This window comes from Streptomyces sp. ADMS, from assembly GCF_033441795.1.
GTDB lineage: Bacteria > Actinomycetota > Actinomycetes > Streptomycetales > Streptomycetaceae > Streptomyces.
On record NZ_JAVFVX010000051.1, the window covers coordinates 1 to 18,917 of the forward strand.

The 18,917-nt window shown below is 65.8% G+C and carries 21 protein-coding genes and 2 pseudogenes; 13 read left to right on the forward strand and 10 right to left on the reverse strand.

Translation table 11 applies throughout. The annotated features are described in order from the left end of the window. Nucleotides 1-353: 353 nt before the first annotated feature. Complete coding sequence (locus RB628_RS22345) at nucleotides 354-1,175, forward strand: peptidoglycan-binding protein (protein ID WP_318322284.1); 822 nt, start codon at nucleotides 354-356, stop codon at nucleotides 1,173-1,175. Continuing rightward, nucleotides 1,172-2,032: a helix-turn-helix domain-containing protein gene (locus tag RB628_RS22350; protein WP_318322285.1), complete on the forward strand. Its 861-nt coding sequence runs from the start codon at nucleotides 1,172-1,174 to the stop codon at nucleotides 2,030-2,032. Before RB628_RS22345 ends, RB628_RS22350 begins: the two co-directional genes overlap by 4 nt. A gap of 74 nt (nucleotides 2,033-2,106) precedes the next feature. Here RB628_RS22350 and RB628_RS22355 read toward each other — a convergent pair whose 3' ends face one another. From RB628_RS22355 to RB628_RS22365, 3 genes are all read right to left on the reverse strand, one after another. Continuing rightward, a complete protein-coding gene (locus RB628_RS22355) occupies nucleotides 2,107-2,673 on the reverse strand; it encodes a hypothetical protein (protein ID WP_318322286.1) in 567 nt (188 codons plus the stop codon). Nucleotides 2,674-2,707: 34 nt separating this feature from the next. Further along, nucleotides 2,708-3,154 carry a hypothetical protein gene (locus RB628_RS22360; protein ID WP_318322287.1) on the reverse strand — a complete coding sequence of 149 codons (447 nt, stop codon included), beginning with the start codon at nucleotides 3,152-3,154 and terminating at the stop codon, nucleotides 2,708-2,710. 119 nt (nucleotides 3,155-3,273) lie between these two features. Beyond that, a complete protein-coding gene (locus tag RB628_RS22365) occupies nucleotides 3,274-3,429 on the reverse strand; it encodes a hypothetical protein (protein ID WP_318322288.1) in 156 nt (51 codons plus the stop codon). Between the two features lie 410 nt (nucleotides 3,430-3,839). Here RB628_RS22365 and RB628_RS22370 point away from each other — a divergent pair, with 410 nt between their 5' ends. Continuing rightward, a complete protein-coding gene (locus tag RB628_RS22370) occupies nucleotides 3,840-4,046 on the forward strand; it encodes a DUF397 domain-containing protein (RefSeq protein WP_318322289.1) in 207 nt (68 codons plus the stop codon). Nucleotides 4,047-4,944: 898 nt separating this feature from the next. Here RB628_RS22370 and RB628_RS22375 read toward each other — a convergent pair. Beyond that, complete coding sequence (locus RB628_RS22375; protein ID WP_318322290.1) at nucleotides 4,945-5,859, reverse strand: helix-turn-helix transcriptional regulator; 915 nt, start codon at nucleotides 5,857-5,859, stop codon at nucleotides 4,945-4,947. Between the two features lie 552 nt (nucleotides 5,860-6,411). Here RB628_RS22375 and RB628_RS22380 point away from each other — a divergent pair. From RB628_RS22380 to tgmC, 9 genes and pseudogenes are all read left to right on the forward strand, one after another. Next, complete coding sequence (locus RB628_RS22380; RefSeq protein WP_318322291.1) at nucleotides 6,412-6,564, forward strand: hypothetical protein; 153 nt, start codon at nucleotides 6,412-6,414, stop codon at nucleotides 6,562-6,564. 176 nt (nucleotides 6,565-6,740) lie between these two features. Next, a pseudogene (locus RB628_RS22385) lies at nucleotides 6,741-7,064 on the forward strand (aminoacyl--tRNA ligase-related protein); the annotation flags it as partial. A 242-nt stretch (nucleotides 7,065-7,306) separates the two neighbouring features. Then, entirely contained in the window at nucleotides 7,307-7,498 is a 192-nt protein-coding gene (locus RB628_RS22390) for a hypothetical protein (RefSeq protein WP_318322292.1), read from the forward strand. Then, complete coding sequence (locus RB628_RS22395; RefSeq protein ID WP_318322293.1) at nucleotides 7,482-8,006, forward strand: DUF6879 family protein; 525 nt, start codon at nucleotides 7,482-7,484, stop codon at nucleotides 8,004-8,006. Before RB628_RS22390 ends, RB628_RS22395 begins: the two co-directional genes overlap by 17 nt. After that, entirely contained in the window at nucleotides 8,003-8,833 is an 831-nt protein-coding gene (locus RB628_RS22400; RefSeq protein ID WP_318322294.1) for a helix-turn-helix transcriptional regulator, read from the forward strand. Before RB628_RS22395 ends, RB628_RS22400 begins: the two co-directional genes overlap by 4 nt. 367 nt (nucleotides 8,834-9,200) lie before the next feature. Further along, a pseudogene (locus RB628_RS22405) lies at nucleotides 9,201-9,467 on the forward strand (hypothetical protein); the annotation flags it as partial. Further along, the gene (gene tgmA / locus RB628_RS22410) at nucleotides 9,462-9,728 is read left to right on the forward strand and encodes a putative ATP-grasp-modified RiPP (protein WP_318322331.1); all 267 of its coding nucleotides are present in this window, start codon (nucleotides 9,462-9,464) and stop codon (nucleotides 9,726-9,728) included. The pseudogene RB628_RS22405 and the gene tgmA, both read left to right, overlap by 6 nt. 5 nt (nucleotides 9,729-9,733) lie before the next feature. After that, complete coding sequence (gene tgmB / locus RB628_RS22415) at nucleotides 9,734-10,705, forward strand: ATP-grasp ribosomal peptide maturase (protein ID WP_318322295.1); 972 nt, start codon at nucleotides 9,734-9,736, stop codon at nucleotides 10,703-10,705. After that, nucleotides 10,689-11,903, forward strand: coding sequence for an ATP-grasp peptide maturase system methyltransferase (gene tgmC / locus RB628_RS22420; RefSeq protein WP_318322296.1), 1,215 nt, complete (start codon nucleotides 10,689-10,691; stop codon nucleotides 11,901-11,903). Before tgmB ends, tgmC begins: the two co-directional genes overlap by 17 nt. Before the next feature lie 134 nt (nucleotides 11,904-12,037). Here tgmC and RB628_RS22425 read toward each other — a convergent pair whose 3' ends face one another. The 3 genes from RB628_RS22425 to RB628_RS22435 all read right to left on the reverse strand — a co-directional run bounded on the left by RB628_RS22425 (nucleotide 12,038) and on the right by RB628_RS22435 (nucleotide 13,944). Continuing rightward, nucleotides 12,038-12,799, reverse strand: coding sequence for a PIG-L deacetylase family protein (locus RB628_RS22425; protein WP_318322297.1), 762 nt, complete (start codon nucleotides 12,797-12,799; stop codon nucleotides 12,038-12,040). A gap of 84 nt (nucleotides 12,800-12,883) precedes the next feature. Further along, the gene (locus RB628_RS22430; protein WP_318322298.1) at nucleotides 12,884-13,099 is read right to left on the reverse strand and encodes a DUF397 domain-containing protein; all 216 of its coding nucleotides are present in this window, start codon (nucleotides 13,097-13,099) and stop codon (nucleotides 12,884-12,886) included. Next, complete coding sequence (locus tag RB628_RS22435) at nucleotides 13,096-13,944, reverse strand: helix-turn-helix transcriptional regulator (RefSeq protein ID WP_318322299.1); 849 nt, start codon at nucleotides 13,942-13,944, stop codon at nucleotides 13,096-13,098. The genes RB628_RS22430 and RB628_RS22435 overlap by 4 nt, the downstream gene beginning before the upstream one ends. Before the next feature lie 225 nt (nucleotides 13,945-14,169). Between RB628_RS22435 and RB628_RS22440 the strand changes: the two genes are divergently transcribed. Beyond that, nucleotides 14,170-14,796: an ATP-binding protein gene (locus RB628_RS22440; protein WP_318322332.1), complete on the forward strand. Its 627-nt coding sequence runs from the start codon at nucleotides 14,170-14,172 to the stop codon at nucleotides 14,794-14,796. Nucleotides 14,797-14,889: 93 nt separating this feature from the next. Here RB628_RS22440 and RB628_RS22445 read toward each other — a convergent pair whose 3' ends face one another. Genes RB628_RS22445 through RB628_RS22455 form a run of 3 tightly spaced genes read right to left on the reverse strand, consistent with a single transcriptional unit; the run spans nucleotide 14,890 to nucleotide 18,773 of the window. After that, the gene (locus RB628_RS22445; protein WP_318322300.1) at nucleotides 14,890-16,248 is read right to left on the reverse strand and encodes a DNA cytosine methyltransferase; all 1,359 of its coding nucleotides are present in this window, start codon (nucleotides 16,246-16,248) and stop codon (nucleotides 14,890-14,892) included. A 9-nt stretch (nucleotides 16,249-16,257) separates the two neighbouring features. Continuing rightward, nucleotides 16,258-18,087, reverse strand: a complete 1,830-nt coding sequence (locus RB628_RS22450) for a DNA cytosine methyltransferase (protein WP_318322301.1) — start codon at nucleotides 18,085-18,087, stop codon at nucleotides 16,258-16,260. Then, a complete protein-coding gene (locus RB628_RS22455; protein ID WP_318322302.1) occupies nucleotides 18,084-18,773 on the reverse strand; it encodes a hypothetical protein in 690 nt (229 codons plus the stop codon). Before RB628_RS22455 ends, RB628_RS22450 begins: the two co-directional genes overlap by 4 nt. Nucleotides 18,774-18,917: the final 144 nt, after the last annotated feature.

The window sequence follows — 18,917 nt, forward strand, 5'->3', positions numbered from 1 at the left end:
TCCCGACCGCGGCGGTGGCACTGACGAGTGCCTTCGTGAGAGCTCGCATGCTGTTCTCCTCAGTTGACGTGCGATGAGCGGAGCCGACCGCACCGGCCGGCTCCGGAACGAGACTGCGGGTTCGGCGTGACGTCCGGCCACAGTTGACGCGGAAGTGGCGTCATCCCGGGGCGCCCCATGCCCTGACCTGCGGGGATGTCGCCCGCCGAGTCGGTACGGCGGGACGACCGTGAGCGGGGACGGCCGATTCTGCACGGGAGTGGTGGCCGTTCCGTGAGCGCCGTGACGGCTGATGCAGAATGAGACCGGGATACGGGGGCCGGACCAGCGGTCCCTGACGGGAGCGGGGGAACATGTCGCGTTGGAAAGAGCTGCCTGCTGAACTGCATCCACACGTCCGCCAGTTGATCGTGCCTTTGCGCAAACTGAAGGACCGCAGCGAACTGAGCACGCGTCAACTGGCCGCACGGACCGGGTACAGCGCGAGGTCGTGGCAGCGGTATCTGAACGGCAGGTCACTGCCGCCCCGGGAGGCCGTCGAGGCGGTGGCCCGCATCGGCGGTGACGATCCGGCCCGGCTGCTGGTGCTGCACGAGATCGCCGCCGAACGCTGGGCGGAGGGACGCGTGGTCACCACCGATGCCCCGGAGAGCGCCCCGGAGGGCACCCCGGAGAGCGCCCCGGTGACGCCGCACGACGCTCCCACGGAGCAGCAGCCGTACGGGCGTTACCTGCGCGCCGCGGTCACGGCGGGAGCGGTGGCCCTGGTGCTGTCCGTCTCCGCGGCGCTCCTGCTGGCGGTGCGGCTCGCCGACGCCCGCACCCAGCTCGCGCACGACCGCGCCGATACGGTCGCGGCGACCCCGGCCGTCGTGTCGGAGTCCATGGTGCCGGTCATCTACACCTGCCGACTGGAGCAGCGTGACGGCCGCTGGTACGCGGGCCTCAGCCGTACCACGAACACCATCCTGGCTTACACCCACATCGGGCTGGAAGTGGCCGAGGCGCAGTGCCTGCTGCGCCGGGCGGGCTTCTCCCCGGGAGACATCGACGGCGTCTTCGGCCCGAAGACACATCGCGCGGTCAAGCGCGTCCAGACACGGGACGGGCTGGTCGTGGACGGTGTCATCGGCCCGCGCACCTGGAAGGCCCTACGGGAGGCGGCACCGAAGTGACCGCGGAACGCACCCGGCTGACCGTCGCACTGCGGGAGCTGCGGGCCCGTACGGGTCTGAGCCTGGCGGCGCTGTCGGAACGCACGGCGTACAGCAAGTCCTCCTGGGAGCGCTACCTCAACGGCAAGAGCCTGCCCCCTCGTCAGGCCGTACAGGACCTGTGCCGGGTCGCGAACGAGCCGGGCGGGCGGCTGCTGGCCCTGTGGGAGATCGCCGAGTCGGACTGGAGCGGACGCGCGGCGGTCCCCGCCCCTGCCGCCGACGAGCCCCGGCCGCCGCGGCCGCAGGAGCCGCCCCGGCCCCTCGAAACCAGGCGGCCGCGCGGGCGCGGGGGCAGACTCATGGTGGTGCTGGCGTCGGCGTACACCGTGATCGTCGGTGGTGTGGCACTGGTGCTCGTCCTGCCACCGGACAGGGAGGCCCCGGAGGACGAACCGCTGTCGGCCTCCGCCCCGTTCTCTCTCGCCCCCCAATGCCACGGAACCGCCTGCGAGGGCCGGGACCCGATGCGCTTGATCTGCGGCATCAGCCCCGAGTCCCTCACCACGTACCGCACCGCCACCGGCGCCCGCGTGGAGCTGCGCTACAGCGAGAAGTGCGGCGCGAGCTGGGCCCGGACCTGGGGGACCCGGATCGGCGACCGGGTGGAGGTCACCGCGGGCGGCCCGACCCACGACGTGCGCGTCGAGGACAGGACCGACACGGAAACCTACGTCTTCACCGAGATGACCGCGGCCCACCCCGGCAGCACGGTCCGCGCCTGCTTCATGCCCGCGTCGGCCGACGGCGAACGGGAGTGCGTCGAGGCCCGCGTGGGCGGGACCACCACCACGCCCCGGCCGCCCTCACCACCTTGAGTCAGAGATGTGCCTTCTCGCAATCCTTCGTGCGGTCACGGGGGCCGGAACTCTTCCAACCGGCCTCCGACCGCTCAGGGTTGCTTCTCGACGTCCTTCACCGAGGTCGGCCCCAACTGCCTGGCACTGGCGTACTCCGGCATCGTCATGGGTTTGTCGAACAGGAAGAACGACTGGTTCGTGCCGACCGTGAACTCCATGTACGCGCCTGTCGTGGCGTCGAATCCGTAGTAGGCGTTGCAGGTGGAACCCGTCGTGTAGGCGCCGTCCATGCCGGGCTGTGAGAGGACCGCGACGCCCTCGGTGTAGGACTCCACCCTCTCTGTCGGAGTGAGCATCTTGCAGCGTGGCACCGGCAGACCCTTCATGATGAAGTACCCGTACTCGCCCTTGGCGTTCTGGATGTAGACGTACGAGAGTTTGCCCCGCTGCCCCCACGTCCTGACCCACTGGTTGATCGCTTCGCGGGTCGGCGAGTACTCCATGCGGCCCGCCGGCTGCAGAGCCACGAGGCGGTCGTAGCTGTCCTGCTTGGCCTTGTTCTCCTTGTCCTGGCTGGAGTCGTCGGTGCAGGACGTCAGGGCGAGGCCCACAACGAGCGCGACAACGACGGCCAGGGCCATGCGTGCGAGATTCTTCATGCCGTTCTGCCCTCTTCCCGGGATGAGACGGGGATCAGTTGGTGCATGTCGTGCGCTCGGCGCCGGCATCCAGCCGGTACGGCAGATCCTTGTCATGGAAGGGCGCGCGGTGCTCCTGGGCGGCCTTCGAGTTGTAGGCGTTGACCGACTCGATCCGCGTTACCTTCAGCGCGGTGACCGACTGGTCGATCTGCGTCGTGCGAGTCTCCGAAGCGGCCTTCCGCTCCTCCTGGAGCACCTGGATCGTCCCCTCGGCGTTCTGCACGGCCTCGCACAGATCGAAGAACTCCTCGTACGTGGTCTGCCGGAACTCGCCCGAGGCGACGGTGTTCTCACGCTTGTCCACCTCACCGCGGAACGGCGCGGTGATCCACATCGCGCCGCCGAAGGCGAACGCCCCTATCCCGTACAACACCGCCAGGCCGATGACCCCGACGACAGCCCAAGCCCCTAACCGTGCCCCCTCGCGTACTTGCCCCATAGCCATCCCCCTTAAGGGTGGTTCCGTGGCGTGGAACCACCTGTGATGGAGGACACAGCACCCGCTGAAACGGTTCCGCAGGCGCGACCGGCAGGAAGGTGTCTCCCTGTCAGACGTACTCAGACCATGAGTTCTGTCTGTGCTGCCGCCGCGGGCACGGGGTCGTGGCGGATGAACCACTCGGTGGAGAGCAGCCGTTCCCGTTCGGCGCCGGAGAGCCCGGCGACCAGCCCGGGGGCGGCTCCCCGCGCCACCTCGGTGCGATGGGCCAGCACGGCGGCGACCTTCCAACTGCCAGACAGTCGCTGGGCGTTCGGTAGTGCTGACGGTCGTCAAGCCGAGCCGCCACGAGGAGCCTCCGCAGGAGTTCCATTTGAACCGCTCACGGGTGCTGACGACGTCAAGTGGGCGCCCGATGACTCCATGGACACTCATGCAGGATGGAACGAAGGCGGCCATCACGTACTCGATACGGACGATCTTTCGCTGATGACTGCGCGAGGCAGGGCGCGACGGTAACCTCTCAACGCCGTGTGGAGTTTCTCCTGATGCGGCGAGTGTGTGGGAGCCGTTTGTGAGGGAAAGCGCCGATCATATAGGCTCATATCGCCTCGGAGCAGGCAAATCGGGCGATTGGGTGGTCACGCACAATGCCGTGTGGTGACTGTGAGAGTTAGGCGCGTGCATGGGTCCCTCGTGGTCGTGGCGGAAGTCCTCCTACAGCGACATGCAAGGCAATCAGTGTGTTGAGATCGCACGGATCGAGGGTGGCGATGTCCTGGTGCGCGACACGAAGGACACGTCCAGGGGGCGGCTGGCCTTCACGGTCCAGTCGTGGAGTCTCTTCCTGGCCGCACCGAGTGAACAGGGGCGCGCCACGGCTGGCAGGTGAGGGAGACACAAAGTCGCTGCGGGTGCCGGTGATGTGGCGCCGGTTCCCGCAGCGTCCGAGTTTGGTGCGGGTGGGTCAGCGGGGCGGGCTCCCCAGTCGTCCGGCGAGGGCCAGTCCCGCGGTGGCGACGGCTCCTGCCGCTGTCGGGCCGGACTCGCCAGGCACCATGACGAGAATGATGATGGCCGCGGCCAGTGTTGCCACTGCGACAATTGCGGCCGCGATGACGTGGGCGCGTGGTAGATCGGTTATGCGGTGGGTGTCTTCTGAGGAATTCTCCGGAAGGTATTCGTGGTCGGACACGGGTGCACTCCAGATGGCCCGGGACTTTATGGGACACAGTTGCACCGCTTGCAGGCGGTGAACTGCCTGCAAGGCCAATGCCCGGCCCGTTGCTTGATCATTCATGCGCCTATGGTTGCCACCGACGCGGAATAAGGAAATCCGGCACGGCCGAGAAGAAATACCTGAATCATTCGGATGTGCTGCTGATGGCGATCTGGCCAGATGCTACCTATCAGATTGATGGTTTATGAACCGGCCGGGCTGAGCACACCCTGTACATACGGTTCGCCGGTCGGCCAGTTGGGGCGTTGTTCACCAGCAACGATTGCCAACGCGCCGGGGATGCGCGACCGTGGTACACACGCTGGTCTCCGGTGGCCCGGGCGATCAGCATGGGGGCGCATCCCGTTGCAGCGGTTCTGCCCCCGCTGTGGCTTCGCTGAAGCGGAGCCACAGTCATGTCCGGCCATGATGGCTGATGAGCCCCATCCTGCTTCCATGCGCCCCCTCCTGACTGCTGGGCGCCGGGGAGTGTCACCCGCTCGCCTGTACGCGGATCCCGTACGAAGCCGGCTCGGGGCACGGCCGTGTCCTGGCGGGCAGGGGTGTGATGTCAGACGTCCTGCGACGGTGCTGTGGGGGGTGGGAGCACCAGGTCGTGCGGCTCTGTTTCGATGTGTTCGGCCATCTGCAGCAGAATCGGGGGCACGTCGTCACCCCTGATGGAACGTTCCTCCAGTTCCCAGAACACTTCCAGATGTTTGACGAATTCCTCGGTGGCCGTGCTGACGTCAGCGGGACCGCGCAGGTTCTCCAGGTAGACGAACGGCTGCATACCCTCTTCGAACTCGAAGAGGGTGAAGGGACCTTGAGACGCGGGGGTTCCGCTACCGAAAGGAAAGATCATGATCTGGCGACGCGGATGCGCAGCGAGCTCCGCGAGTCGGCGAAGCTGCATGCGCATCACTCTCGGCCCACCGACCTGTCGACGCAGTACCGCCTCGTCCAGGATGAAGTAGGACTCGCCGTCATCGCGTTCCAGCGTTTCCTGGCGCAGCATGCGGCCTTCGAGCATGCGCTGCAGTTGGGGTGCGGAAAACTCGTCCGAGCTGTACGCCCGGATCATCTCCGCGGCGTACTCTTCCGTCTGCAGCAGGCCGGGCACTGTGAGCGGCTGAAATGCCCGTGCCACGAAGGCCGATGATTCCATGGCCAAGAAGCTCAGGAACTGCGGTCCGTAGATGTCCCGGTACTCGGTGAACGGCATCTTCCGACTGCCGCGCGCCAAGCCGAGAAGTCGCTCGACGGTCCCGTTGTCGCTGATCCGGTACAGGCTCAGTAGCGGACGAAGATCATGGATGGATATGCCTACTTCGCCTGCCTCGATACGCAACAACTTGCTCGGTGACCACTCCATGGCCCCAGCCACCTGCCGTTGCGTGAGCCCAAGTTCCTTGCGGGCTCTTCGCAACTCGGTGCGCAGTTGCAGGCGCTGAATCGCCGGCCTTCCTGGACGGGGTGTTGCCATGTGTCGTCCCCCTGTCTGCTACACCGCTGATTGTGGCATCACCGACTGGGAAATGTCTGATCGCCAGAGAGCATAAAGCTGGCCGTCTTTATGCGGGATCACCTCTGACTCTCTGCTGGATTTCCGTCTCATGTCCCCCATGGCCACCCTCGGCACAAAGCCGCCCTGCAGCATGAGGTGCGAGCGTGCCCTGGTTCCCCTCTCCCTGCCACCGAGAGGCCCCTCGGACATCTCCATCGGCCGTCTCGAATAGGCGCTACGCACAGACTGCGGACCGTGCTACGGGCTGTCCCAGGCGTGGACTGCGGTGCGTCCGGGCAGCGGTGCCCCGCGCGGCGCGGCGTCGAGGACACGGGGGGCGAGCAGCATGGAGCAGAGCGGTAGTGCACTCAAGCGATGTCCCCGCCCATATTGGACAACCGGCAGCAGAGCTGGCGGACCAGGGGCCGGGTCTCCTCTTCCACACCCCCCCTGCGCGACTCGGGTATGTCGAGGCCATCGCGCTCGAGAAGCTTTGCGGGAACTACGAGTTCGAGGTGTACGGGCCGACAGTTGCCGGCCACGCTGGTACGGGTTCCGGAGGTCGACGGCGCGTTCCTTGAGGTCGAGACGCTCGGCGAGGAGGGCGACGAGTCCGAGGTGAACGCGGCCTTGACGGCATCCGCGCGACTTTCTCTGGCCTTGGCGTCGGACCGGACGACCTGACGCGAGAGACGTGCGCGGGTGCGGTCGCCGCCCAGCGACGTTGAGAGCGCAGTCGATCCGCTCGGGCTCGCTGAGACGGTTGCTTCCTCGCCTCAGAGCTTTGGCTCGACAGCGACGGGCAGTTTGTCCGCCCAGCTGGCCAGAGCCTTAGCCGCGGTTTCCCGGGCTTCTCCACCGCCGGTGACACCGGCTTCTCCGCACAGCTCACGTACGACCTGGAGGTCTGGCTGCCCAGCCAGAACACCTACCGAGAGATCTCGTCGGTCTCCGACTTCGGCACCTTCCAGGGCCGTCGCGCCGGCATCCGCACCCGCGACGAGAACGGCAAGCCCACCCCGGCTGCCACGGTCAACGGCTCGGGGCTGCCTATCGGTCGCACCCTGGCCGCCGTACTCGAACAGCACCAGCAGGCCGACGGCTCCGTCTTGCTGCCCGAAACCCTCGTCAAGTACCTCGGCTTCCGCCGGATCAAGGCGGACGGAACGCCCTCGGAGGCATAGGTGACAGTCGGCGTCTGCGACTTCCCCAGCAGCTACGCATTCCCCCGGCCGGACACGGCGGGATCGAACGATGGCTCTGGGCGGTCGCGGAAGGCGCCCGAGCCGCAGGCGGCGCCGACGTAGGGCGGGTTACGCGGTTTCCCGTTCCGTCAAGCGTGATCGCTTGACCCGTGTGCCTCGGCCTCGGGAGCATCGAGTCAACGCGGAGAACTGGCAGCGGCATGGAGAGGGGAACCCGGACGTTGAAGGTCACCAAGCTGGTCAGCACGTGCGACCTCAAGGACTGCCCGACGATCTACGCCACGGATCGCGGCACCCTGTTGGTGCAGGGCGAGACGCCGACCGACCACGGGCTTCAGATTCCCGCTCACGAAACCCTCGTCGAGATTCCGGTGGAACTGATTCAGAAGGCCATCCGTGACAACCTCATCTAGGACTCTCGGGGACCTTTTCGACACGTTCGAGCGGGAGGCATTCCGTCTGGAAACGCTCGACGACTACAGTAAGTCCGGGAACGTGGAGGCCTATCACGCGTTCCTGGCCGGAGAGCCACAGCCGGACGACTACAACGCGGGCTGGGTCGAGGAACTGCGCTCCAACACCGAAAAAGGGAAGCGGATCTATCGGGTACACGTTCTGTCGCGCCCGCTGACGGACTACCTCAGGTTCGAACTCGGGTGGGGATACCAGAAGAACATGTCTGGGGGCGAGGAGTTCTTCATCCTCGACACCACCGAAAGGCCCAACCCCCTCGAGAACGTGCCGGACTTCTGGTCCTTCGACTCCGAGTCCGTAGCCCTGATGAACTACGACGGAGCCGGAAAGTTCGTGGGCGCGGAAGTCCTGTCGCCGGAAAGAACAGCCGAGTTCATCCGCCACCGTGAGACGGCACTCGCACACGCGGAGCCGTTCATTGATTGGTGGGCCAAGTACAGGACGTGAACAGAGCACAGCTTGGATCCGCGCTGCGGGCCTTGCGAGTGGCGTCCGGCAAGGAAGCCAAAGCAGTGGCCCGCAGCGCCCTCATGTCCCCGTCCAAGTTGTCGAAGATCGAAAATGCAAGGCTCGCAGCCAGCGCGACGGACGTTGAGCGCATCCTGACCGCCCTCGGTGTCTCTGCCGAGGTCAAAGCGGAGTACACAGAGGCCGCACGAGCGTCAGCAACGGAAGCAACCGCGTGGCGCCTCCTGAAGCGGATCGGCATCCATAAAGGCCAGCAAGCAGCCAAGGCCCTTGAGGCTCAGATGTCGATGCTGAGGTTGTTCCAACCGGCGCTGGTACCCGGCCTGCTTCAGACGCCGGAGTACATTCGGGCCGTTCTCCGTCGCCATGACCTGAGTGAAGACGCTCTCACGCGGACAATCAACGGAAGGCTTGAACGTCAAGCGGTCCTGTACGAAAACTCCAAGTCGCTGCGGTTCATCATCACGGAACCCGTCCTGCGGTGGCGAATCGTCCCACCTCAGATGATGGCCGCACAACTCGATCGCATCGTTTCCATGTCGCGGCTCCCTCATGTGGACATACGCGTGGTCCCTCTACGGATTCAGCAGCACGACATCGCGAATCACGCGTTCGTCATCCGAGACGACCGAATGGTCACGATAGAAACGGTCCATGCTGAAGTGGTCGTAACGGACCCCAGGGATGTAGGAATCTACGTCGAAAAGTTCGACGGGTTCGTACAGGTGGCGCTGTCCGGTGATGACATGCGGAGTCTGGTCGAGGGTATCCGTGACGACTTCTTGCGGAAACAGGAAACAGGCTAGAGACGCTTATTCGACCCGTCGAAGATGGTGTCATGGAGAGCGAAGAGAGAACTTCGGATCCTGAGGCCAAGTCCACGACAAGGAGGCAGTTTTCCGAGCTGCCGCGCGAACCGTCACCCAGACCCGGCTGCTCCGACTGCCTGTCGCTGTCGGTGGCCCGAGGCAACGCGCGGTCCACAGGCGACTTCAGCGCCGTATCCGACATGAACGTGAAGCTGCGTCACCATCACACACAGGCACACGAGTCATGAGCAAGAGAACAGACGCGGAGCTCTCCGCCGACCGGTCCGTGATGACGATGCGGGTCTCGCGTGACTTCGGACAGTCCTGGGAGCGTCGACGAGCCGTTTTTGGCGATGATCACCTGCCGGAACTGATCCAGCGATACCGCGAGATGGCCGCAGAGTTCCCTGTGGTGGATCTGCCACCGCTGGAGGCGTCTTACTGGCTGGTGAAATCCCGAACGCTGGTCCGCGGCACATGGGATGAGCCGAAGGAGGCAGCGGCGTGGATCGGGGAACGGCTGGCGGAGTACGCGCCCCGGTTCGCCTCGGAGACAGAGCGCGACACAACCCACCTGTCACTACTGGTCAACGCTGTTGCTGAGCGGCTGGCTAAAGGAGGAACCATGACCGTCCACCCCACTGCCGATCAGCTCCGCCCCGCCCGCCCGTGGGGTGTTGGCCGCTTGGCCCCGTATCCGACAACGTTGAAGCTGCCGTTCACCACCGTCACCATCGATCCCACCACACAGACTGGTGTGTTCCGCGATCGCTTCGGACAGGTCGTGGAGATGGGCAAGCACGGCACCAGTTCCGCCACGGCCACGTCCACCGCCACCAACCTCGACTCGCAGTCCGACCAGGGCCACGACCAGGACAGTCAGCAGGACTGACGACCATGGCAGAGGAAGAGCCCGTACTGGTGCTCACCGAAGCGGCCGATGTCACCGCCGACATGGTGATCACTCACCTGAACCGCCGGGGCGTGCCCGTGGTTCGCTTCAACGCGGCAGACATCGGAACGGACCTGACGATCTCGGCACGGTTCGGCGTCGGCTCGACCCCGATGACCGGGCAACTCCGCACCTCGTCGAGGACCGTAGACCTTGAACGCGTACGAGCCGTGTACTGGCGTCGGCCCGCCTGGCCCGGGTTCGGGCATCTTCCGGATGCCGACGCGGGGTGGGCAGCCGCCCAGGTTCGATACGGACTCGGCGGCACCCTCCACGCCATACGAAACTGCCTGTGGGTCAACCACCCGCTCAGAAACGCCGCCGCCGACTACAAGCCCGCGCAACTCGCACTCGCCCACCGGACGGGCCTCACGGTGCCGCCGACACTCGTGACGAACGACCCCGGCGAGGCGCGCCGTTTCATCCGGGACCACGGCCAGGTGATCTGCAAGACGCTCCGATGGACCCCGTACCAACGAGACGGCGTCAGCCTCACGTCATGGGCGGAGCCGGTCCAGGCCGACGAACTGGACGACACCCTCAGAGTCACCCCACACCTGTTCCAGGCACGCGTGGACAAGGCGGCGGACCTGCGCGTGCTGATCGTCGGACGGCGTGTGTTCGCCGTCTGGATCGACTCCGACCTCCTGGACTGGCGCCGGGACTACAGTGCGCTTACCTACAGCGTGGTGGATCTGCCGGACCGCCTGGAGAAAAGTCTGTGCGCCTACCTCGATCACTTCGGACTCGCCTCAGGCTCCTTCGATCTCGCCGTCGACCACGCAGGCGAACTCCACTGGCTGGAGCTGAACCCCAACGGTCAGTGGGGATGGCTGGAGGAGAGAACGGGGCTGGAGATGGCAGCCGCGTTCGCCGATCTGCTCGTTCAAGGAGACGTCGATGTCCTTGCCCCATAGCGCCCCTCAGCGACGGACGCTCGCCGATCGGCTGGAGACGGCCGGAGCTCTCAAGAGCCCGGAATGGCGAGCAGCGGCCGAAGCCGTCCCCCGTGAACTGTTCCTCAATCCTGGAGTGTTCCTCCCGTCCGAGGCCGGGCACTGGCGCCCGGTGACCGCACTCGGCGCAGACCTGCAGGAGTGGTTGGAGATCGCCTACGACGATCAGTCGCTCGCTACCCAACTCGACGGCCATGTGACCGCTGACCAGGCAGCCGGGCCCGTCACCGGGGTCCCCACGTCCTCCTCCACCACACCCGTGACCGTGGTCGGCATGCTTGAGGACCTGAAAGTGGACGACGGACACATGGTTCTGGAGATCGGCACCGGCACCGGCTACTCCACCGCATTGATGTGCCACCGTCTCGGCGAGGACAACGTCACCACGGTCGAGGTCGACCCGCAGGTCGCCTCCCGCGCGGACGCGGCCCTCGAAGAGGCCGGCTACTCCACCTGGACGGTGACCGGCGACGGCCTCCTCGGCCACCCGGCCCGTGCTCCGTACGACCGGATCATCGCGACCTGCGCCGTACGCCGCATCCCGTACACCTGGGTCCGCCAGACCAAGCCCGGCGGAATCATCCTCGCCACGGTCGGATCCTGGCCTTACGGAACAGGCCTGGCCAAGGTCACCGTGAACGAGGACGGCTCGGCGACGGGACGCATCATCGGCCGCTCATCCTTCATGCAGGCCCGCTCACAGGCCACCACACCGCTGGCGGGGGACTTGTCGGCCCGTACGGCATACCCGGACACCGAACGTCCTACGAAGGTGGCTCCCCGTCTGCTGGACGAGTGGATGCCGGCCTTCCTTGCCCAACTCGCGGCGTCTGGAGCCCAGTTCGTTGGAGCCACGGGCAATGATGGCGCTCAGTTGCTGTACCTCTTCGACCCCGAACGGGAGTCCTTCGCGGCCTTCACGGAGGAGGCCTCGGGCTGGACGGTTCGTCAGGGAGGTCCGGTTGCCCTCTGGGACGACGTTGAGCAGACCCTCACGGCTTGGCAGGACGCCGGCCGACCCGACATCAGCACGGTACGGGTCCACATCACCGAGCGCGCCCACACGTACTGGATCGGTGGCGAGAAGGTCACCGCCGAGGGCCACTCGGCTTGGACCGGGGAGAAACCTCTGTTGCGGTGGGAGCACTGTCTGACCTGAGGCCGGGGCGCTGGATCGACGGAATCCGGGGCGCCCCGGCCTCACCACACGGTCTCTTGCCCTTCCTATGGGCCTACGGGTGCATCTGTCCTCGGCGCTGGTCGTCCGTTCCCCGGTGCTGTCGGCTGCCACGCTCAGGCCGTGAGCTCTGTCTGCGCGGCCACCGTGGAGACGAGGATGTGGCGGATGTACCACTCGGTGGAGAGCAGCCGTTCTCGCTCGGAGGCGGACAGGCCGGCGATCAGCCCCGGTGCGGCTCCCCGCTCCACTTCGGTGTGGTGGGCCAGCACGGCGGCGACCTTCTGTTCCAGCCAGGGGCTGACATCGACGGTCGCGGTGACCAGCTCGTCCGGGACGCTGCGCATCGCCTTTCCCGTAGGCGCCAGCTGTCCGCCCCACACCGGGATGGCCGAGTGCGGGTGCGTGGCCAGGTACAGGGCGCTCGGCTGCCAGGGCTCACCGGCGTCCGGGTAGAGCCGTTCAAGCCCGGCCGCCTGGGCCGCGAGCAGGGTCACCCGGTGCGTGTGCAGATGGTCTTCGTGGCCGGTCAGCCCGCCGTACGCGTCATGGGTGACCACGGTCTCCGGGCGGAACTCCCGGATGTGCGCGACCAGTTGACCTACTGCTTCGTCGAGCGGGGCGTCGAGGAACCGCATCCTGCCCGGGGCCGACTGCGGCACACGGGCGTCGGCGTAGCCGAGCATCCGCGGCGCGCCGGCGCCGAGGATCCGCAGCGCCTCGGCCAGCTCTGCGGCGCGCTGGGTGTCTGCGGCCCAGGTCGCGGTGACAACTGCGGTACGGGCGCCAGAGGTTGCGTGCCGGGCGAGGGTGCCGCCTGCTGACAGGGACTCGTCGTCTGGGTGGGCGAAGACTGCGAGCAGGCTTGGGGCGGGCACAGCGGGCTGCCTTCCGGTGTGGGACATACGGATCACGCGGGCGTGGTTGCTGCGCAGCGCCGTTGACGTACGAGCCTTCCTTGGTCAGCCCTCCAAATTCCCCTGGAGCAGCGCTCGTACGAAGGTCTTCCAGCCCTGACTTTGAACGGCGATCACAGGTCCTCCGCCACTCTTGGAGTCACGGACAAGGGCGCCGTCACTAGTGAGCGCACACTCGACGCATTCGCCCCCCGCGCCGTTGCTGTACGACGAGGTGAACCACGTAGGGAGGTCGTCGACCTCGGATCCCGCAATGCTCATCTTGCGTATTCCTTCAGAACGGACTTGATCAGCTGACCGGAACGTTGAGGGCTCAAGGCGGCAGCCCTGAGCCCGTCGAAGGCCCGGGTGTACTCACGGACATGATGCTCGCCCTCAAGGTAGACGGCATCGGTGATGCCGTCCCGGTACACGATGTCCGGGTCCGCCTGATCGGGGAATCCGAGCATCGTGAACGAGCCGGTGGCCGGGTAGGTGCCCGAGTCGAAGGCCAGGACCTGCAAGGTCACGCTCGGCAACTCGGATGCGTCCAGGACGCGTTCAAGCTGCTCCCGCATCAACGCTCGATCGCCGATGACATTGCGCAGAGCACCCTCGTTCACGATGAACCACGCGTCAGGGGCGCCGGGCTGCGTCAGCATGGCTTGGCGCTCCATGCGTACACGGACCGCACGGTCTATGTCCTCGGCGGACATGTGCGCGCCGGTCTTGTGGAGTTCGGCCGTGTAGGGCGTGATCTGCATCAAGCCCGGCAGTAGTTCGCACTGGTACTGGCGGAGCGTCGAGGCGTCCTGTTCCAGACCGATGTAGATGTTGAACCACTCCGGGACACCGGCGCCGTGCACCTGCCACCAACCACGCGTCTTGGCCTGTCGGGCCAGCGCCTTGAGGAATTCGCGCAGCTCGTCGCTGGTGCCGTAGAACCGGCACAGGGCATCGATGTCGGACGGCTGGACCCTGCCGCTGCCCGTCTCCATCCGGTTGACCTTGGAGCCGCTCCAGTCCAGCGCTTCGCCGACCTGGGCGCAGGTGAACGCGCTCCTCTCACGGAGCTTCTTCAGCTCGATCGAGAGACGACGACGGCGTGCCGTCGGTGAACCGGCCACTTCAACCTTCTTTCGGATAGCGGGCGTTCAGTCTTGCGCCAAGAGGGCCGCCTGCCAATCACTCGGAAGTGGGAATCCCGCCGTGCACATTGCATGAAGGGATGCGCTCAGGTCATCCTTCCAGTGACGCGACTCACTGTGAGTGCGTGTAGCGCTCCGCTGATCAAGCCGGGTCGGGGGAGATGGCATGCGACGAGAGGGGTCTTCGTGATCCGGGAAGCGTGTATGTCACGAAAGCCGTGGGACCTTCACTTTCTGGCGGAGCCCGAGGAAGTGGCAGGCCTACGGCGTGTACTGCGGGTCCACTTGGGGCTCTGGGGCCTGGACGAGCTCGTTGATGCGGCCCAACTCTGCGTCAGCGAACTCGTGTCCAACGTGATCACCCACGTGGGTCCTGGCACTCCCACGACCCTCGCGGTCTCCATGAAGGGCACCCACCTGCGCATCGAGGTCCACGACCCCGACACTCGGGCTCTGCCCACGCTCCTTGATGAGGACGTCAACTCCGAATCGGGGCGCGGTATGGAGCTCGTAACTTGCACTGCTGACCGGTGGGGTGTCCAGCTTCTTGCTGACCAGAAGGTGACGTGGTGCGAGCTCTCCACCGGCCTGACCTCGCCCAGCGGCCATCGCAGGGGGCCTCACGTGACGAGGGCGGAGCGCCTGCTTGGTCTCTACTGCGGGGCAAAACTGCCGACCGCAGCCAGCACGGGTCGGCTGAGTACGGCTACGGCGGAGGAGGTGGTGATCGGCGCCATTGCTGACCTTCTCCACTGGCTCCGGGCGCACGGCCGTGATGCGGATGATGTCTTGGACCGTGCCCAGATGCATTTCGAAGCGGACGAGGTGTGAAGAGCGACACGGCGCGAGACGCAGCCTCGCTGCGATCTCGGAGGAGGTTCACAAGTCCGGCAGGATCTATGCTTCAGCTTCCCGCTCAAGGGGTCATCCGCGCAGGTACGCGTGAATTGCCTCGCCGATCGCTCTCCCGAGTGGGATGGGCACGGCATTGCCGATCTGGGTGGCGATCTCTGTCTTCGACCCGCACCAGCGAAAGTCGACAGGGAAGCCTTGAATGCGAGCGGCTTCGTAATGGGTGATCGGACGGGGGTCGGTTGGGTGGAGGTAGCGGCCCTTCTCCGGTTTGAAGAACTCGGTCCGAATGGTGACCGAGGGCTCCTCCATGCGTAGCCGGCCCATGACGTCACCGGTGCCGGTGTTGTGGTTGTCCCAACTCGTGGTCGAGAGGTAGTCGACCGGTGTCCTCACGCCGGTGGGCACCGGGGTATTGAAGAGATGGATTTCGCCGAATTCATCCACTGTGTACCATTTGTCACGCAGGTTCTTGCGGTTGCCGCCCTCCGGGATGGCGCGGTAGCGGGCCCTCGAGAGGGGTTCCGGGTTGCGCCCGAAGTGCAGATCGCGAGTGGTGAAGATGCCTGGGACCATGGCGTCCACCTCGGGGATGTGGTCCTTGCCGTCCGGCAGCTCGGTGCCTCGGATCTCAAGTTCGGCCGACTCGTCGAACACGCCCTTCACTGCTCGCCAATACGAGGGCGTCACATCGACGCCTTCGAGCGGCTGAGCCGGGAAGCCTGCGCTGCCCTTCGGGCGTCGGACATGAGTCGCGGAGGGGTATGTCATCCTGCGTTCGTTGTCGTTGTTGTCGTCGCGGAGCACTCCGATGACGATCGCTCGTCGACGCGCTTGGACTGCCCCGTAGTTGGCGGCGTTGAGCAAATACCGCTTGTTCTTCTGCTCAACGGTGTCGGTCGGTTCGTGACCAGGGGGATCGACAAGTTCGTAGTCGGCCAGTAGGCCGCCTTCCTCGACCTGGCTGAGCAGGTTGCCGAACTCGTCGGACTTGAGGAAGCGGTCGACGTTCTCGATGACGAAGACCTTCGGGCGAATCGTGGCGACGATGCGAACGTATTCTTCCCACAACCGGTTGCGATCGCTACCCTTCTTGGCGCGGTTCAAGGCCGAAAAGCCCTGGCAGGGAGGCCCTCCTACCACTACATCGGCGTGGAGGGCCTCAGGGGTCGGTTCCCACTTCTCGATGTCGCCGAAGTGGACGACGGTTTGCGGGAACGCCTTGTCGGGCCGTGCGCTGCCAAAATTCGCGGCGTACGTGGCAACCGCTGCGGCGTTGTGCTCGACTGCCGCGATGCTGCGGAAGACGGGGCCACCGTCCTCCGCACCCTCGGGACGGAACTCGTGAAACCCCTGTGTGAAGCCACCGCAGCCGGAGAACAGGTCGACGACGCTGATGGGTTCGGGGTCGAGGGGGTGGCGATTGTACATGTGGCGATCTTAGCTTTCCAGGGCGACTGCAATGGCTCGGCCCAGAACAGTGGCGAGAGGAGGTGGCATAGCATGACCAATTTGGCGATATCTGGATGTTTTTCCTCCGAAGAAGCGCCAGTTCTCCGGGATTGCCTGGATCATCGCGGCTTGATCAACGGTCAGCTTGGGGTGTTCGTCCGAGGGGAAGTCGGCTCCCGGGGGTTCATCGCCGAGGCTGTTGCCGTTCACACCCAGTGCAGCCCACGCCTTCTTGCTGCCGGTGGGACCGAGGTCGGCGCCGCCCCGTCGATCGGAGCCGCCGACGAGTGCCGGGGCGATTCTGCCCGCGCCCTTGATCCAGCGTTCCGCGCCGGGCCAACCGCGTGAGGCCATGGACGGGCCGAGAACCTGGCCAACGGTCGGTGACAGCACCCGCTCTGGTTCGGGCCAGGAGAAGCGGGAGAAATACGGCTCCTGCAGGGCGACCAGGAACCCGCTACTGCGGTTCTGCGGAACACCGAAGCCAGCCGCATTGAGGACTCGCCAACTCGACCGGTAGCCCGCATCCCGCAATGCGGATTCGATCCACAAACGATCGGCCTCGAAGTGCGGGCTCTCGACCAGGTCCGGGACGTTCTCCAGCAGCACGGCCTTCGGCCGTATGACACAAGCCAGTCCGATCGAGGCCCGGAGGACTCCGCGCTCCTCCGTGTCCTCGGTACGACCGACGGTCGCCGTGGACTTCACGCGCGGGAGTCCCCCGCTGAGCAGGTCGACGCCCAGCGTCTCCTGCCGCATGTTCGGGTGGAACTGGACAACGTCCATGCAAACCACGTCCCAGGCGGGCCGGTTGAGGTCGATAGTGAAGCAGGCATCCGCTTTGCTGTCGACGAGTAGTACCGGGTCGAACCCGGCTCGCTCCAGTCCGAGTGCCTGCGCTCCGGCTCCGGCACAGATCTCCACCGACCTGAAGCGACGGGACTCGACTACAAGGGCAGAGACGGGAGGTAGTGGTTCCGCCTCCTGGGATGCGGCGATGGCCGGTTCGACGACAACCGGAGCGGTCTGTCCGGACCGCGTGGTGTCGGCCACCGGGGGAGAAGGCGTCGGTCGTTGGGCATCTACGGACTCCCCGGCGACAGCGAGTAGTTCGTCGTCCAGGGCATCTTCCGCGATGCCGTCGAAGAGCACGAACGGGGCGAGCCGCAACAACCTCTTGAGGAAGTCACGAAGGGTGTCGCGCTCGTTGAGCCCAGCCAGGTCCAGGTCGTTCCAGACGCGGAGAATGGAGCGCACCAGGTGGGGACTCCCGCCAAGTGCGGCCCGGCGCGCGTAGATCTGGTCGAAGGCGGCCTCACCGAGGATGTTGAGGGCGCTGTACGGCTCCGGAGCGTCGGGAGAGCGTACGAGCTGAGCTCGCCACCACAACCGACCGAACGCGTGCCGGGTGAGGTCCGTACCGAGAACGCGATCCTTGGGCGGTTGGGGATAACGCCAGAAAGCCACGTCAGGAAGCAGGACGAGTGCCAGAAAGGCCCAGACGTCGCGGGAGGCTGCCTCGGCCGGCACCATGCCCGTCTCGGAGTGCAGGAGAGCGGCGAGACGGAGGTCAAACTCGGCATTGCGCGTACGGTCGGAGTCGTCGGGGAATCCTGCTCGTTCGGCGAGGTCGACAACACCTGTCCGCAGCTCTCGAAGCCGGTCGGCCGAGATCCGGTCTCCACCGGTGGCCACATACACGGCGGACTCATGGGAGACAGTTGCTCGACCGGTCAGTTCGACTATCGACAGGTGCCGGTATTCCTCGAACAGCGGTCTGGCCTGCTCGGCTAGCAAGCGAGGGTAGAGGAAACTCATCGTGACACCTCGAAGATCTTGACCGCCGCCTGCAGATCCGAGGCGAACAGGGCAGGTGACTGGTGTCGGCGCAGCCGAATGTCAGTGATCGACTGACCAGGGAACAACTGGTCGAACAGGCTGACCAAGGTGGCGCCCAGTGAACCGTCCGGAAATTCGCCGTCCTCAGCGAAGTCGTCCATTCCCAGGGCGTGCTCGATCAAGGTTCGAGCGGCATCCGCGTACACCGCGGAGAGCACGATCCGGTCGACTGGTCCGGGCTTGCCCGCGTTCTTGAAGGCGGTTGCCGTCACCGTGTTCCGCTCGTTGATCAGCAATAGCAGAGCCCCCATGGTGGCGCTCTCCAGGCTGCCGCTGATCTGAAGGTGCCAGGCCGCGCTGTCGGGGAAGGAAGTACGGGCGAAGTCGATCACAGCCATCGGGAACTGTGGTGCATCGCCCTGGAGCCGCAACGTGTACCGATCGCTCCACAGTACGGAGCCTGCCCGACGCGGTGAGGAGGGGCGGGCGTCACTCCGCTGCTCGGCCAGAACGAGGGCAGTGTCCAGGAGGAGCAAACCGCCCAGATCTGCACCACGCAGTCGCACATCCAGGTCCACTTTGCGCATGTCGTCGTCGGTCAGCCGTACGTGCTGCGCCGGCCCGCTGAGATTGGAACCGGTTGCCGTCCATACGGCCGCGAGCATGAGCGCCGCATCGGTCGGAAGGCCGGACTGAGAGCGGGCCCGACGCAGATCGACTCGGACGGTCCTGCGTAGGTGCAGGTCCATCTGGTAGTCCCAGTCGGGCAGGGCGTCGGGTACGGGAATTTCACCGTCCTCGGTCACCAA